The following is a 15,024-nucleotide window of genomic DNA, read 5'->3' as shown; positions in this document are numbered from 1 at the left end:
ATATAGAGAGTGAGAGGAGAACCCCGCCTTAAGAAGCTGAGCGTATTTTGTAAATAAACAGGAGGTTGAGAAGATTGAATCCGCATGAACAAAGCGCGAATACGCCTAGCTTGTTCCGTAATCGCTTTCTGCAGACGATTCTGTTATCCAGCGTGCTGCTGCAGATCGGGATCTGGGTGCGTAATTTTGCTATTCTGCTCTATGTTGCGGAGAGGACCAACAATGATCCCTACGCCATTTCGCTGATCAGTGTAGCTGAATTTGCACCTATCTTTGTATTTTCCTTCATTGGAGGAACCTTTGCGGACCGGTGGCGGCCGAAGCGGACGATGATCTGGTGTGATTCCCTGTCTGCGGTATCGGTATTCGCCGTTCTGCTCAGCATTCACTTCGGTTCATGGGAATCCGTCTATCTGGTTGCGTTCATCTCGGCCATTCTGTCGCAGTTCTCCCAGCCTTCGAGCATGCGGTTATTTAAGTTCCATGTGCCGGAGGAGCAGCTGCAGCAAGGGATGGCACTCTTCCAGTCGCTGATGGCCATCTTCATGGTTCTCGGACCGATGTTAGGTACTTTCGTATACAGCACCTTCGGCCTTGAGATCTCCATTGCCGTAATGGGCGTAGCTTTTCTGCTGTCGGCACTCGTGCTTATCCGTCTGCCGGAGGATCATATGGAAGCCGGGACAGTTGCCGAGAAGGGGCAATTCCGTAAGGACTTCACCGAAGGCTTCCGGTATGTCTGGCAGAGCCAGGTGCTGCGGATGCTCGGACTTGCGTTTGTACTGGCCGGACTTGCTGTGGGTGTATCCCAGGCACTGAATCTGTTCATCGTCACAGAGCGGCTTGGCCGAAGCAAGGAGTTCCTGCAATACATGCTTATGGTCAACGGTGCAGCCATGCTGATCGGGGGAGGGCTCGTAGCCGCCTTCGCCAAAAAAGTTCCGCCCCAGCTGCTGCTCGCCATGGGGATGCTGGCAGGTGCCGTATGTACGACCATTGTCGGGTTCTCGACAAGCATTCCGCTCACGCTGACCATCCAGTTCCTGAACGGGCTGATGTTCCCTTGTATTCATATCGGGATCAGTACGATGATTCTGAGATGGTCTAATAGCTCCATTGTCGGCCGGGTCAACGGGGTGTTGAATCCGATGTTCGTCGGGATGATGGTGGTGTCTATGTCGTTCGCAGGTGCACTGAAAAGCGCCTTCTCCCTGAGTACCATTTATGGCGGGGCTGGCATACTGTTCCTCCTAGGCGCCTTAATGATGCTTCCCATCATGAATCAAAAAGCGCCGGAGCAGGCACAGGCTGTGCAATAACATAAATATATGATCTAAGCAGATAGAATACTTCTGCTCGTTAACTGAAACCATATCCCCTTAAAAGCCGCTGGTTAGCGGCTTTTTGTCGTTATACCAGACAAGTAGGTTAGAGCTCCCCGCATGGGCATGACTAGGGGCGTGATGTACGGTTAGAGGAGCGGCGGAAACAGCTGAATTTGGATTTCCCTATGCTCAAAGATAATCCCAGGCTTGACCCTGACGTATACTGGAGGGTTTACAATGGCAGCAGGAGGGATGCACAATGGATAGAATAACATCATCTGCAAAGCACAACGATGGCCGGGAATCATCCGGGAGATGGCTGGCGATTACAGCGCTTGGATGGTTGGCCATGACGCTGGGGCTGTTCACCGCCACGGTTGCCGGGAACGCTGTGCGGGCCTCCGGCGGGGCGGATAACACCATTTCTGTCGTCCAGGCTATGACCGCAGCGCTGCTCATTGTACCTGCCGTTTATCTCATTCAGCGCCGGTTCCGGCTGACCGCCAAGCTGCTGCCATTGACTCCGGCCGCATTCCTGCATTTGCTGGGCGGCGGCGCATCTGCCTTGCTGATGGGGGGAATAGGCTTTATGATTACTGGGGCGCTGGGCTGGACCACCATTATTGCCTGGCATTTCTCCGTGGACCTGTTGCTGGCAGTAGCCTTCAGTACATGTATCGCTTTTCTGTACGAGGCGATGCCGGAGGAATTGTCGATGAGAGGAATCGTATACAGCGGCTTGCGGCTGCGGCTGCCTGCCTATGCTGCATATGGCGCTCAGGTGCTGCTGTTTGTACTGGTGCCGGTCACTGTAAACCAGCTGCAAGCCTGGAGCGGACTCGACCGCGGAAATAGCATTAATGCAGAATATGTGATTATGCTGCTCTGCTTCGGCACGGTGCTTCAGCTATGGCGCAGCTTGACCGGATCGCTGTGGGCTTCCATCGGCTTTCACCTGGCGTATCTGGCAATGGCGCGGTTTGTCATTCTGCAGAGAGATCAGAGTTTACTAACGTACAATGAGCTGGAGGCAGGGACAGGCCCGGTTGTCATCCAGTTCGGAGTTGTGATTGTCGGCACCGCAGGACTGCTGTTACTGTTCAACCTGTGGCGCCGGCGTCGCCGGCGGACAGCCTCTCAGTAATAAACGATCATTCGGCATTGGCATGGCCGGATGAATTACTGTGCCAAACCTTCTATATAAGAAGCATTCAAGAAATTAACAAAAAAGCAAAAGAAGCGGAGGGAAAATTTGGAACTGCAGGAGCGTCAGCGACCGCCTTTAGGTTTGGATTTCTACCGCATTCAGCGGTATAAATCAGGAAATCCAAACCTAACAGCGGCCGGAAGTCCAAATGTTCACCGCAGTGACGATAAAGCTTCAAGTTTAGCTCTTAAGTGCTTCTTATGTAGCCAATAATATACCTATTTTGGAGGGAAGCCGATGTATACTGTAGGGCAATTGTCCAAGCTTACTGGTGTTTCTGTCCGCACCTTGCATTATTACGAGAAGCTGGGCCTGCTCCAGCCGGACAGGAAGACCGGCACCCAGTACCGATCTTATAGTGAGAATGATATTTTAAGGCTGCAGAAGATCGCTGTGCTGAAACACATGCATTTTAAACTGAGTGAGATCAAGATTATCCTCGACAAGGGTGAAGTAGCTCACAATGATGTTGCCGTATGGAGTCGGGCCCTTACGCAGCAGATGGCCTTCGTGAAGCAGCAGCAGGACAAATTGCAAGCGGTAGAGCATTTGCTGTATTCTACCCTATACGCCATGCGGGCAAGCGAACAAGTAAATATAGACGAGATGCTTGAATTTATCCGTGAGCTTGAACAGCCTCCGCAAGGCAAAGCGCTACGGCAGCAGTATTTCTCACCGGAGGAACTCGAGCTGCTGCCGATCAACGATGTAAGCAATCCGCTGACTATGGAGTGGGCCGATATTCTCAGGCGGGTTAAGGGACTGCTGGCAGAGCCGCCCGATTCACCGGCAGCGCAGCAGCTTGCGTCCTCTATTATAGAATACGCCGATACAATGTTTGGCGGAGATGAGCAGCTCATCCAGAAATATTGGGACTACATTACTCCGCAGGAGGGCCAGAATACGCGAGTGTACGGGATGACCACCGAAGTCATGCAATATATGGATGCGGTTATCCGCATTTATCTGGGTGAGGAAGATCCCCGCCCTTAATCGTTGTTCCATGAAGCGTGCCACCATCCGGGGCACGCTTGTTTCATTCCTCCCCCGCCACCGAACCCAGCTCCTGATTATCCCCGCCAGCCCGCTTGCGGTACTCACCCGGGGTCAGGCCGGAGGCACGCTTGAACATGCGGATGAACGAGTTCACGTTCTGGTAGCCGACCTGAAGTGCGATATCCTGGATGCGCAGGTCGATGTTCATCAGCAGCTCCTTGGCCCGTTCGATCCGCAGCGTGTTGAGATATTCGCTGAAGTTAATGCCGGTCTTCTCCTTGAAGATGCTCGACAGATAGCCGGAGGTCAGATTCAGCTTGTCGGCTACAATATTCAGATTGATATCCTCACCGTAATGCTTCTCCAGATACTCCAGCACGAAGCTGATGACCGGGTCCCGGGTCTCCGAGCCGCTGCGTATCGCTGCAAGCACCGGTGTCACCAGCTCCCGGAGCCATTCACTATACTGGTGCGTGGAATAGAAGGCGGCGAACGGCTCACCGGACAGGGCCGCGACCAGCCCCATTTCAAGCTCCGGCAGATTCAGCTTCATGACGGTCTTGCTTGTCTGTTCTGCCACCCCCGCAGCAAAAGCCCGGAAATCCTCCGCAGCGGCATCCTTATTCGACAGTTGCTCCAGTTGGCGGTCTATCCAGCCGAAGACCGCCTCTTCGCTGCCGGACTGCAGCAGGTTATGCAGCTCTTCCCCATGGGTGACCTTCAGATGAAACGCTTTGGCCGACGAGGCCCGCGGCTCCACGATGATCTGTGTCTCCCCGTTCAGTCTGCGTTCCTTCAGCAGCTCGGACAGGTTGTGGTAAGCATCGGTAAACGGGGTTTCCCCCGAATACACCGGGCTGACCGCTATCGTGAGGTAGAGGGAACGCTCCTCTGCCAGCAGCTCCTGGAGTGTACCCAGCACCTGAAGTATGCCGCTCTGCGGACCGGGATCGAAGAGCAGCAGCAAGAGCAGATCCTGCTCCGGCTGCAAAGCGACGTTCTCGGATTCCTCCCCGGTGAACAGGCGCTGAATCAGCTGCCATAAGGCCAGCGTATGCTTCTCCGGCTCCTCCGGGAAGCGGGTGAAGCTGAGCTTGAACAGGATGGAGGCATAAGGGCGTTCGGAATGCAGCGCATCCTCCAGCTCGCTCAGACTTGCGTTCAGCGGAATATTTTTCACCTTATGGGTATACGCATACTGGCGGACCAGCGAATTCTTGTGCGCCAGATCGTTCTGGATGAACCGGTTGTTCTCCAGGATGGAGCTTAGGCGGTCGCCGATAATGGCGAACTCCTTGACGCTGCTCACCTTGCCGGGGGCGCCGCCCGATTTGCGGTCGAACGCGGCGATCAGGCGCTGGAGCGGCTGGTTCAGCCGGTAGCTGAACAGGAGTGAGAACAGGAGGCTGACCAGAACCGCAGCAGCGAGCAGAACCGCGAGCAGCAGCCGCATGCCGCGCAGCCCGCTCGCAATGGCGGCAACCTCGGTGACCCGGACGTAGGTGAAGCCGGTCTGCGCCCCTTTTTGATAGAAATAATAGTTGTCCCCGATCCGCTCATGAGCGCTTGTAGTAACGGCATATTCCAGCGCTGGCAGCTCCGTCTCTGCGGTGGAGAAGAGCAGCCGGTCCTGCGCATCCATTATATAGAAGGGATTCTTCCCGGCATCCCCGTACGCCTGCTCCAGCCGTTGCGGATTCAGCATCACAATGCCGTAGACCTCTTCATAAGGAATCGCCTTGATCATGACCGGCATCAGCCGCCCGAGCGCACGCGTGGAGCTCATTGTTGTTTCCGTAAAAGAAGCAGCAGGGAGGACCTTCAGATACTGGTTGTCCATGGTCTGGCCGCTCCAGAAGTCCGCCGGATACTCCCCGCTGTAATAATATTTGCCGAACATGTCGGCCGCGGTACTCAGCCCCTCTTTCTCAAGAACATAGTCCTCCGCCTTGAAGTACAGAATGAAATTCTCAATATGCAGAAAAGGATTCCCGTACAGCGTCATCAGATCCGACTTGACCTCACTGAGAATATCATACCGCCGGTTCTCCTTCAGATGGCTGAGAATGCCCAGGTTGGCTGTCCACGTATCCGACTGGGTCAGCGCCAGAATCATATTCTGCGTCAGCCGGAAGTGATTCTCGTACCCTTCCACCGTCTGCTTCAGGCTCTGCTCGTTCTGCCGGACCACCTCCTGATAGACCTTCCCGCTAAGATATAGATGAGAGAACAGATTGAATGAAGCCAGCAGCAGGATGACGCTCAGGAAGCTGAGCATGAGCTTAACGAACAGGCCGCTAAGGGCAAATTGGCTGGTAAGCGGTCTCTTCATATGTATTCCCCCTTCAGGTGCAGCCGCTTGGTTATCGTTTTATCCTATCATAGCGGCCCAAAGCTGACACGCACAATATGCACTTTTGCTGATTTATACGCTATTCTAGGGAAATACGCAAATAAGGCGAAAAGATATATAACATGCTGATAGCGCTTCCCAAAGACTTGCCGCTATAATTCGGAGACAAACCCCGGAAGCAGAGGGGAAGTTAGCTGACATTCAGCGAGCTGCATCATTAAGAACAAGAGGGGAATGCCTATGGCTCAAACGAGTGTAGTACAAGACAACTTGCGAAAGGAAATGAAAGATCCTTACCGGCGTCAAGGGCGTCTGCTGCGGACCTGGAACCATAACAAAACGCTATGGCTGCTGTTCCTGCCTTGCCTGCTGTATTATCTGATTTTCCGGTATGCGCCGATGTTCGGCCTCGTCATTACGTTTAAGGATTATAATCTGTTTAAAGGAATCTGGGCCAGCGACTGGGTGGGGCTGAAGTATTACCGGATGTTTTTTGAGAATCCTGACTTTTGGCCGCTGATGAAGAACACCCTGCTCCTGGGTCTGTACAAGCTGGTGTTCGGTTTCCCTGCCCCGGTGATTCTGGCCATTCTGCTGAATGAAGTCCGTAAGGCCGCGTTCAAAAAGTTCGTGCAGACGGTCAGCTATCTGCCGCATTTCATCTCGAATGTCATTGTGGCGAGCATGGTCATTATGTTCCTGTCGCCGACCGGCGGCCTGATTAACAATCTGCTGGGCACGTTCGGAATCGGACCGATTAACTTCATGAATGAGCCGGGGATGTTCCGGGGGATCTATGTCCTCTCGGAGATCTGGCAGCATATCGGCTGGGAGACCATCATCTATCTGGCGGCATTAACGGCGATTGATCCCCAGCTCTATGAAGCAGCCGACATGGACGGGGCCAGCCGGATGCGCAAAATATGGCATGTCACACTGCCCGGCATCTCACCGGCGATTGTCATCACGCTGATTCTGAATATCGGCAAGGTGCTGGAGATTGGCTTCGAGAAGGTGTTCCTCATGCAGAACCCGGCGATCTACGATACGGCCGACATCATCAGCACGTATGTGTACCGGGTCGGGATGGAGCAGGGGAACTTCAGCTATGGCGCTTCGATCGACCTGTTCATGGGCATCATCAGCCTGATCTTCATCTATAGCGCCAATTACATCAGCCGCCGGGTCAGCGAGACAAGTCTATGGTAGAGAAGAGGTGTGGTGATGAGGTCACCGAGAATATCCTTGTTTAATATTGTCAGCACGTTCTTTCTAATGATCGTTGTGGTGATTACGCTCTATCCGTTCCTGCACATGCTGGCGGTGTCTCTGAGCAGCGATATCAATGTCATCAAGAACACGGTCTCGTTCTGGCCCAAGGGCTTCAATGTGAAGATGTACGAGCTGGTGCTTGGAGACCCGAAGATCTGGACGGCCTATAAAAACACGCTGATCTACACCGTGCTCGGCACGCTGATCTCGCTGGTGGTTACGTCAACCGGGGCTTACGCGCTCTCCCGCCGGGATATGGCGCTGCGTAAGACCTTCACAATGCTGATCGTCGTGACGATGTTCTTCAGCGGCGGGATGATCCCGACCTTCCTCGTGGTCCGCTCCCTGAATATGGTGGATACTGTATGGGGCATGGTCCTGCCGGGCGCGGTCAGCACCTGGAATCTGATTCTGATGCGCACCTTCTTCTCCGGCATTCCCAAGGAGCTGGAGGAATCCGGGCGCATTGACGGGTTGAATGATATCGGGATATTCATGCGTATCATCATTCCGCTGTCGAAGGCTTCCTTCGCCACTATTGCTTTATTTTACGCGGTGGGCATGTGGAATAACTTCATCTATCCGCTGCTGTATCTGCGCACCCCGGATCTGTTCCCGCTTCAGGTGCTGCTCCGCAATCTGGTGCTGGCGGGAAGCGCAAGCTCGGGGGATGTGACCGGGATCGGGGGAGACAACCAGGTCGTTGAAGAGTCTCTCAAATATGCAACGATTATGGTCTCTACGCTACCGATCCTCACGGTATATCCGTTTGTTCAGAAGTATTTTGTCAAAGGCGCCATGATCGGTGCAGTGAAGGGCTGAACCGGTCTGAACCATAACTACTACTTAAGGGAGAGATGAAGAATGAACAAATGGAAGTCTGTAATGTTGCCCCTCGCGGCAGCGGCAATACTGGTGAGCGGCTGCAGCGGGGGCAATAACAATTCCGCTTCGCCTGCGGCTACGGCTGCACCTGGAGGAGAAGCTTCTCCGGCCGCTTCGGGAGCGAAGCAGGCCCACACCTTCACCGCCCTGCTGGACAACAATGCCACCTTCCCATATTCCAAGGACTGGCCGGTCTGGGGCTGGATCAAGGATCAGACCGGCGTCACTCTGGAGGTGCAGACACCTTCCGGGAAGCTGGCTGAAGCGTTGAACCTGGCGGTGGCTTCCAATGCGCTGCCGGATCTGATGTATATGCCCAACCGCAAGGAATCGAACAAATTCGGCCAGCAAGGCGCACTCGTAGACCTGATGGAATACATGGACAAGCTGCCGAATCTGACCGCCTGGATGAAGCAATACCCGGATGAGGCGAAGGCCGTACTCTCCGCTGACGGCAAAATGTATATGTTCCCGAACCAGGGCTTCGGAGAGACGAACCGGATGATCTGGATGTACCGCCAGGATGTTTTTGAGAAGGAGGGCATTCAGGCCCCCAAGACTTATGATGAGCTGCATACGGCTCTGAAGACGCTCAAGACGAAATACCCGGACAGCTACCCGCTGTCGGTCCGTTACGGCCAGATCCCCGATGAGATGAACACGAATATGACGGTCAACTATGGAACAGGCGAAGGGGCGTACTACGATTTTGATACAAAAGAATGGCGCTATGGGCCGACAGAGGACAGCTACAAGGAAATGGTCGGCATGTGGAAGCAGTTCTACGATGAAGGGCTGATTCCGCCGGACTTCCTCTCGCTGCAGACCAAGCAGTGGCAGGACATGGTGTCTACCGGCAAGTCTTTTGTAACCGTGGATTATATCAGCCGTGTGGACTTCTTCAATAATGCGATGCGCAAGGAGAATCCTGAATTCAATATGCAGTTCTTGGCTCCTCCCGCAGGGCTTGAGGGCGGCAAACAGCTGAATCCTTACTTCCATTACATGGAGGGCGGTCTGACGGTTGCTTCGACCTCCAAGAATATCGAAGATATCATGGCGTACATGGACTTCTTCTATTCGGAGGACGGCCGGACGCTCAGCAGCTGGGGTGTGGAAGGCGAGACGTATGTGAAGGAAGGCGATACGATTAAGTTCAAGCCGGAATATACCGATGTGATTGAGATGCGGAAGCAGACGGGACTTCAGACCAGCGGAACCTATACGTGGATTGACTTCAACGCCCATCTGTCCCTGTTCTCGGATGACCTGAAGCACGCTTATGAAGAGGCTGTCAAATACGATCCGGCCAACATGCAGCCGCGTCCGGCCTTCACCGAGAAGGAGAATGAAGTCATCTCGATCACCGGACAGGCGATCAAGAAGCACCGCGATGAGAGCTTCGCCAAGTTCGTGACTGGTTCCCGTAAGCTGGCGGACTGGGATAAGTATGTCGAGGAGATTAACAATCTCGGAGTAGACAAGCTGCTGGCGACATATAAGGAAGCTTACGACCGCGTTCAGAATATTCAATTAGGCAGCAAGTAACCGGGTACTGACCGCAGGGAAGAACCGCTGAAGCACAGGCTAGGCAATCAGGGTATTCGCTTGACCATTAAAGGAGGCGGCGCTTATGAAGCAAAGGCTGCAAGGTTCTGGTAAACGGCTTGGATGGATATTGCCCTTGATCGGTCTGATTATTGTGATAATGGCAGTTCCGGGCACCGCCCGGGCCGCAGGCACCATTACACTGGATGAACCGCCCGGGGGATATGTCTCCTCCGGCGGGCCGGTGGAGGTCAGCGGAACCTATACCGGACTATATGATGTCCGTTTATATGTGAACGGGACAGCCCAGTTCGAGGTGCTGCTGGATGACCCGGACGGGGATGACAGCGGCAGCTGGTCTTACACCCTCGACACCTCACGTTACAACGGTTCGGTGGAGCTGGTGGCCCGCGGGCTGGATACTTCCACCCGCTACGGGGTGTGGAGTCCGTCCGTCACCCTTGAGGTGAACAACCCCACAGGCGTTGCGCCAGTGGTGACGATTACCGGCCCGGACGAAGGGATTGCTGTGACCGGACAGGTGGCGGTAACCGTTCAGGCAGAATCGATTACGCCGGTCTCGGCCGTGCAGGTCCGGGTGAACCGGGGACCGTGGCAGCAGGCCGCTTATAACGGCACGGAATATGTATATGCCTGGAATACGGCGGGCATCGGTGACCGCACGATCAGCCTGGAGGCCCGGGCCACGAATGCTCCCGGACGCTACGGGTACAGCCCGACCGTCTATGCGCAGGTCGGTGCGGGCACGCATGAGCCGGCGCTTCCTCTGCCGGATCAGGACCGGGCCATGTGGATCTGGGAGCCGGAGAGCTATAAGCTGCTGCTGAATCCGGGCTCGCGGGAGGTGCTGGAGTCCTTCGTTACGGACACCGCAACCTTCGGATCAGAGCCGGTGACGACGCTGTATCTGGCTGTGGGCAACTACGCGGGCTACCGGGCGCTGGAGGAGCAGGAGGATGAGCTGCGCTCCTTCATGCGCTGGGCGCATGAGCGGAACTTAAACGTCCATGCCCTTGTCGCGGGCGGAACCTCCCCGGCTTATATGGGTGCTTATGAGCGCTACCATAGTCATGCCGTACGGGAGATCGAGCAGATTATCAACTACAATCTTGCGGCGGATGCGGATGAGAAGTTCGATGGAATCAATGTGGACATCGAGCCGTATATCTCCCCGGACTTCAAAGACCCAAGCAAGTTCTTGCAAAAGGAGTACCTGGATGGCCTGCGCAAAATGATTGACCGACGGGATACAGCCGGTATCCGGCTGCCCTTCGGCCCTGCTGTCCCTAAATGGTATGATTCCTCCGAGCAGGGGGCGAATATCCAGTGGAACGGCACGACGAAATGGCTGTCCGAGCATATCCAGGATATCTCCGATTATATCTCGATCATGGATTACCGGGATTCAGCAGACGGCACAGCGGGCATCATTGCCGGCGCAGCTGGAGAGCTGGCTTATGCCGAGGCGATCGGCAAGCCGAATTCCGTAGTCATCGGGGTGGAGACACTGGATATTGCAAACAGCGGCGACCCGGAGACGATCACCTTCCAGGAGGAAGGCCGCAGCCACATGGAAGCAGAACTGGACAAGGTCTATGCCGCTTCCGGGCAGAGCAGCGCCTTCGGCGGAATCGCTGTTCATCACTATGATTCTTACCGGGCGCTGCCTTCTTATTGGGGACCAGGCGGTGTCTTCTGGACAGCACCGGAGGATCAAGAAGCACCGTCTGCACCTGCGGGCACTCCGTCCGCCGTTGCCAGCGACTATCAGAGCATAAGGCTGAATTACGGAATCGCTACTGACAACTTAGAGGTAGACCGCTACATTATCTACCGCAGCACGGTCTCCGGCTTCACGCCAACCTCTGCGGATATTGCCGGTCTCGCCCGGGGCCTGAATTATCAGGACAAGGGACTGCTCCCGGAGACGACTTATTATTACCGTATCGCCGCCCGCGATCTGGCGGGTAATATCGGGCCGCTCTCCAGCGAAGTGTCTGCGGTCACCGGTAGCACAGCGCTGAAGCCGATGATCGTGACAGATATGCAGCTATCATATACTGGAACCGCTGCGGCAGCTTCCATGAAAGTGCGTGACTATACCACAGGGGCGGTACTCGCAGGGGCGGCTATAGAAGGACGGTTCACCTATTCAGCAGGCCGTTACGCGGCGGCAGTAACAGGTGCGGACGGTCGGGCAGCCTTCACTTCGGAGGCTATTCCGTCGGGGCGTCAAGCCGGATTCGAGCCGAGGAGAGTTCAGGCTGCCGGATATTATTATGCCAGCGCCCATGACCTGCCACACACTACGGCGTTGCTGCCGCATGGCGGGCTTAGCGGATTAACGCTGTCGGCAGGAGAGTGGGACAAGCCTTTCGCTTTGGGTGATAAGGCCTATACCTTAACTGTCAGCAGCAACGTAACGGCGCTGCAGGTCACACCGGTTTCCGCCAAGGCCTCGGATGCAGTGCTTGTAAATGGAATGCCAGTGGCATCGGGAACAGCCGCATCCGTTACGATCGGTTCAGAGCCTGCGGATGTGCCGGTCCTGGTGTACCACGAAGACGGAACCGCAGATCTCTATCTGCTGAATATCGAGAGAAGTGCTCCGGCAGCTCCGGTGATCCCGGTGACCACGGATGCCTATGTCCATGAACATCAGCCCTCCACTAATTTCGGACAGGAGCCTGTGCTGGAGGTTGCCGATCTTCCAAATGCACAGGGAGGAGGAGATCGCATTGCCTTCATGAAGGCGGAACTGAATCTCTCCGGAACGGCGGTGCAGTCCGTAACCCTTAACGTGTATGTCACCGCTGCCCCGGCTGCCCCGGTTACACTTGCACTAAAGGGCTACGCCGGAGCGCAGTGGACCGAGAGCGGCATCACCTGGAATAACCGGCCCGTCACCGGCGGAACGAATCTCGGAACAGTACGGGTCACCGGGGCCGGGTGGTACAGCATCGATATTACAGCTTACGTTGGTGCCGCCGCAGCCGCTGGACTGCAGCCCACCTTCCAGTGGAGTGACCCCAATACTTCCAGTATCGTGGTATCGCTGGCTAGTTCAGAGAATTCAGATAACAAGCCATATTTGATGGTGAGTAGCGGGTTGTAACCGATTGGATGCGCTAGACAGAGCGTGACTGGAAGAGTAGAACGGGATGAGTTTAAGTGAAAGAGAGTAACGAGAAGATCGTAATTAGAAGAGTGTAACTGGATGAGCGTAACAAGCAGGGGCGGCCCCCGCCCCTGCCACACCCCAATAAGGAGGGATGACGTAGCTATGAATGATAATATGGCTCCGGCAGAGGAGCATCAGGTGGAACGTATGCGTGTTCTGGTTTATCACCACCGCAGTGAGATGGGAGCGGCGGCAGCTGGTCAGGTTGGACAGAGAATCCGAGACTTGCAGAAGCATTCCACGGCTCCTGTCCGCATCGTATTTGCCGCAGCTCCGTCACAGAATGAGCTGTATGAGGGGCTGGTGCAGGAGCAGGGAATTGATTGGTCCCGGGTGCATGCTTTTCATATGGATGAATATATCGGCCTGACGGAAGACGCGCCACAGCGCTTCGGGAACTACTTGCAGGAACGGCTGTTCAGCAGAGTCAATCCCGGAAGGATCGAGCTGCTGGGCCGGACGGGCAATATTGAAGAGGAGTGCCAGAGATACGCAGCGCTGTTGAATGAAGCTCCTATTGATATCGTCTGTCTCGGCATCGGGGAGAACGGGCATATTGCGTTCAATGATCCGCCTGTAGCCGATTTCGCCGATCCGCTTCTTGTTAAAGCGGTCGAATTGGACGAAGCCTGCCGGACGCAGCAGGTGAACGACGGCTGCTTCGCCAGCCTGGACGATGTACCTACTCATGCGCTGACGCTGACCGTCCCCGCCTTGATGGCAGGACATCACCTGTTCGCCATTGTTCCCGGCACGGCCAAGCAGGCCGCATTGCAAGCGGCGCTTCATGGCCCGCTCAGTACCGTGTGCCCGGCGAGCATCCTACGGACCCATCCCGCCATTGAGCTGTTCACGGACCGGGAAGCCTTCGGCTCATGAACGGTGTGATCTCGGGAAGACATTACAGAACCGGCCTGCCGCTTGAGGTCCACGTTAACGGTGGCGTTATTGAAGCGGTTCATACGCTGGCCGAGAGTCCGCATATGGCAGATTGGCCCTGGCTTGCGCCGGGGCTGGTCGATTTGCAGGTGAACGGCGGCTGGGGACTTGACTTCAATACGCTGCCGCTTGCGCCGGAGACTGTAGCCGGACTCTCGCGCCGCCTGCTGGCCCGGGGAGTCACCTCTTATTGCCCGACCCTGATCACCAATGGGCCGGACCATCTCGCCCAGGCAGCATCCGTGATTGCTGAAGCCATGCGGACACAGCCGGATATCGCCGGGCTGATTGCAGGCATCCATCTGGAGGGGCCCTTCCTGTCCCCAGAGGACGGTCCGCGCGGGGCGCATCCTCTGGAGCATATCTGCCCGCCCGATTGGGAGGCCTTCTGCCGCTGGCAGGAGGCGGCGGAGGGGCTGATCCGGATCATTACCGTGTCGCCCGAATGGCCGGGAGCCGCAGCCTTCATCTCCAGATGCACCGCTTCCGGCGTCAGGGTTTCCATCGGACATACGGCGGCCTCACCGGAGCAGATCCGGCAAGCAGTGGCCTCAGGCGCGGTGATGTCTACTCATCTGGGCAACGGTACACACCTTACACTTCCGCGCCATCCCCATTATCTGTGGGAGCAGCTGGCTGCCGATGAGCTGTATGGCTGCATGATTGCCGACGGCTGTCATCTGCCGGATGCGCTATTGAAGGTGATTCTGCGGGTGAAGCAGCGCCGGGCGATTCTGGTCAGCGATGCCGTCTCGCTGAGCGGCATGGCGCCGGGTGCCTACCGGCTGCATATCGGCGGCGATGTGGTGCTGACGCCGGAAGGGCGGCTGCATCTGGCCGGCCATCCGCAGCTGCTGGCCGGATCGGCCATGATGCTGGCGGACCAGGTGGCCTACCTGGCCCGGGCCGGGCTGGCCCCGCTGGAGGAGGCGCTCGACTGCGCCTCGCTTCACCCGGCCCGGCTGCTGGGGCTCCCGCAGGCTGCCGGGCTTACCGCAGGTAGGCCAGCGGATCTGATCGGCTTCCGCAAGGACAGCGGCGGAGATCTGGAGATCCAGGTGGTATGGAAGAATGGCCGGATTATAGCGGCCGATAAGGATTAGGAGGGCATCAGAATTAAAGAACTGATGCCATTTCATTAACGCGATAGGGCAGAACGTTGCATTCGTCGCGAACAACCACCGACCACAATCGCACTGTGAGCGGCGCATAGGCCAATTGTATCGAAAAACCGACCACAATGGGACCGGAGGCGGCACGTTAGCCAATTGTATCGAAAAATCGATCACATTCGGAC

Annotated in this window: 10 protein-coding genes; 9 read left to right on the top strand and 1 reads right to left on the bottom strand. The window is 55.9% G+C overall.

Annotated features, from left to right (window positions below; translation table 11 throughout):
* Window positions 1–74: 74 nt before the first annotated feature.
* The 3 genes from NSS64_RS12400 to NSS64_RS12390 all read left to right on the top strand — a co-directional run bounded on the left by NSS64_RS12400 (window position 75) and on the right by NSS64_RS12390 (window position 3,525).
* Window positions 75–1,319 carry an MFS transporter gene (locus NSS64_RS12400; protein ID WP_341140289.1) on the top strand — a complete coding sequence of 415 codons (1,245 nt, stop codon included), beginning with the start codon at window positions 75–77 and terminating at the stop codon, window positions 1,317–1,319.
* A 265-nt stretch (window positions 1,320–1,584) separates the two neighbouring features.
* The gene (locus tag NSS64_RS12395) at window positions 1,585–2,469 is read left to right on the top strand and encodes a CPBP family glutamic-type intramembrane protease (RefSeq protein WP_341140288.1); all 885 of its coding nucleotides are present in this window, start codon (window positions 1,585–1,587) and stop codon (window positions 2,467–2,469) included.
* Between the two features lie 300 nt (window positions 2,470–2,769).
* The gene (locus tag NSS64_RS12390) at window positions 2,770–3,525 is read left to right on the top strand and encodes a MerR family transcriptional regulator (RefSeq protein WP_341140287.1); all 756 of its coding nucleotides are present in this window, start codon (window positions 2,770–2,772) and stop codon (window positions 3,523–3,525) included.
* Window positions 3,526–3,568: 43 nt separating this feature from the next.
* On the opposite strand, the gene NSS64_RS12385 is transcribed toward NSS64_RS12390, so the two are convergent.
* Window positions 3,569–5,860 carry a helix-turn-helix transcriptional regulator gene (locus NSS64_RS12385; RefSeq protein ID WP_341140286.1) on the bottom strand — a complete coding sequence of 764 codons (2,292 nt, stop codon included), beginning with the start codon at window positions 5,858–5,860 and terminating at the stop codon, window positions 3,569–3,571.
* A 303-nt stretch (window positions 5,861–6,163) separates the two neighbouring features.
* On the opposite strand from NSS64_RS12385, the gene NSS64_RS12380 reads away from it, so the two are divergent.
* The 6 genes from NSS64_RS12380 to NSS64_RS12355 all read left to right on the top strand — a co-directional run bounded on the left by NSS64_RS12380 (window position 6,164) and on the right by NSS64_RS12355 (window position 14,830).
* On the top strand, window positions 6,164–7,090 hold the full coding sequence (locus NSS64_RS12380; RefSeq protein ID WP_051478139.1) for an ABC transporter permease: 927 nt from the start codon (window positions 6,164–6,166) through the stop codon (window positions 7,088–7,090).
* Between the two features lie 15 nt (window positions 7,091–7,105).
* The gene (locus tag NSS64_RS12375; RefSeq protein WP_036726904.1) at window positions 7,106–7,975 is read left to right on the top strand and encodes a carbohydrate ABC transporter permease; all 870 of its coding nucleotides are present in this window, start codon (window positions 7,106–7,108) and stop codon (window positions 7,973–7,975) included.
* 42 nt (window positions 7,976–8,017) lie between these two features.
* Window positions 8,018–9,586 carry an extracellular solute-binding protein gene (locus NSS64_RS12370; RefSeq protein ID WP_341140285.1) on the top strand — a complete coding sequence of 523 codons (1,569 nt, stop codon included), beginning with the start codon at window positions 8,018–8,020 and terminating at the stop codon, window positions 9,584–9,586.
* Between the two features lie 85 nt (window positions 9,587–9,671).
* Complete coding sequence (locus NSS64_RS12365) at window positions 9,672–12,722, top strand: CBM96 family carbohydrate-binding protein (protein ID WP_341140284.1); 3,051 nt, start codon at window positions 9,672–9,674, stop codon at window positions 12,720–12,722.
* Window positions 12,723–12,890: 168 nt separating this feature from the next.
* Entirely contained in the window at window positions 12,891–13,667 is a 777-nt protein-coding gene (locus NSS64_RS12360) for a glucosamine-6-phosphate deaminase (RefSeq protein ID WP_341140283.1), read from the top strand.
* Window positions 13,664–14,830, top strand: coding sequence for an N-acetylglucosamine-6-phosphate deacetylase (locus NSS64_RS12355; RefSeq protein ID WP_341140282.1), 1,167 nt, complete (start codon window positions 13,664–13,666; stop codon window positions 14,828–14,830). Before NSS64_RS12360 ends, NSS64_RS12355 begins: the two co-directional genes overlap by 4 nt.
* Window positions 14,831–15,024: the final 194 nt, after the last annotated feature.

Origin of the sequence: Paenibacillus sp. FSL H8-0122 (assembly GCF_038005345.1) — a bacterium.
Taxonomy (GTDB): Bacteria; Bacillota; Bacilli; order Paenibacillales; family Paenibacillaceae; genus Paenibacillus_AQ.
Note: the sequence above shows the minus strand (reverse complement) of the source record. Positions and strands in the feature narration are given on the sequence as shown.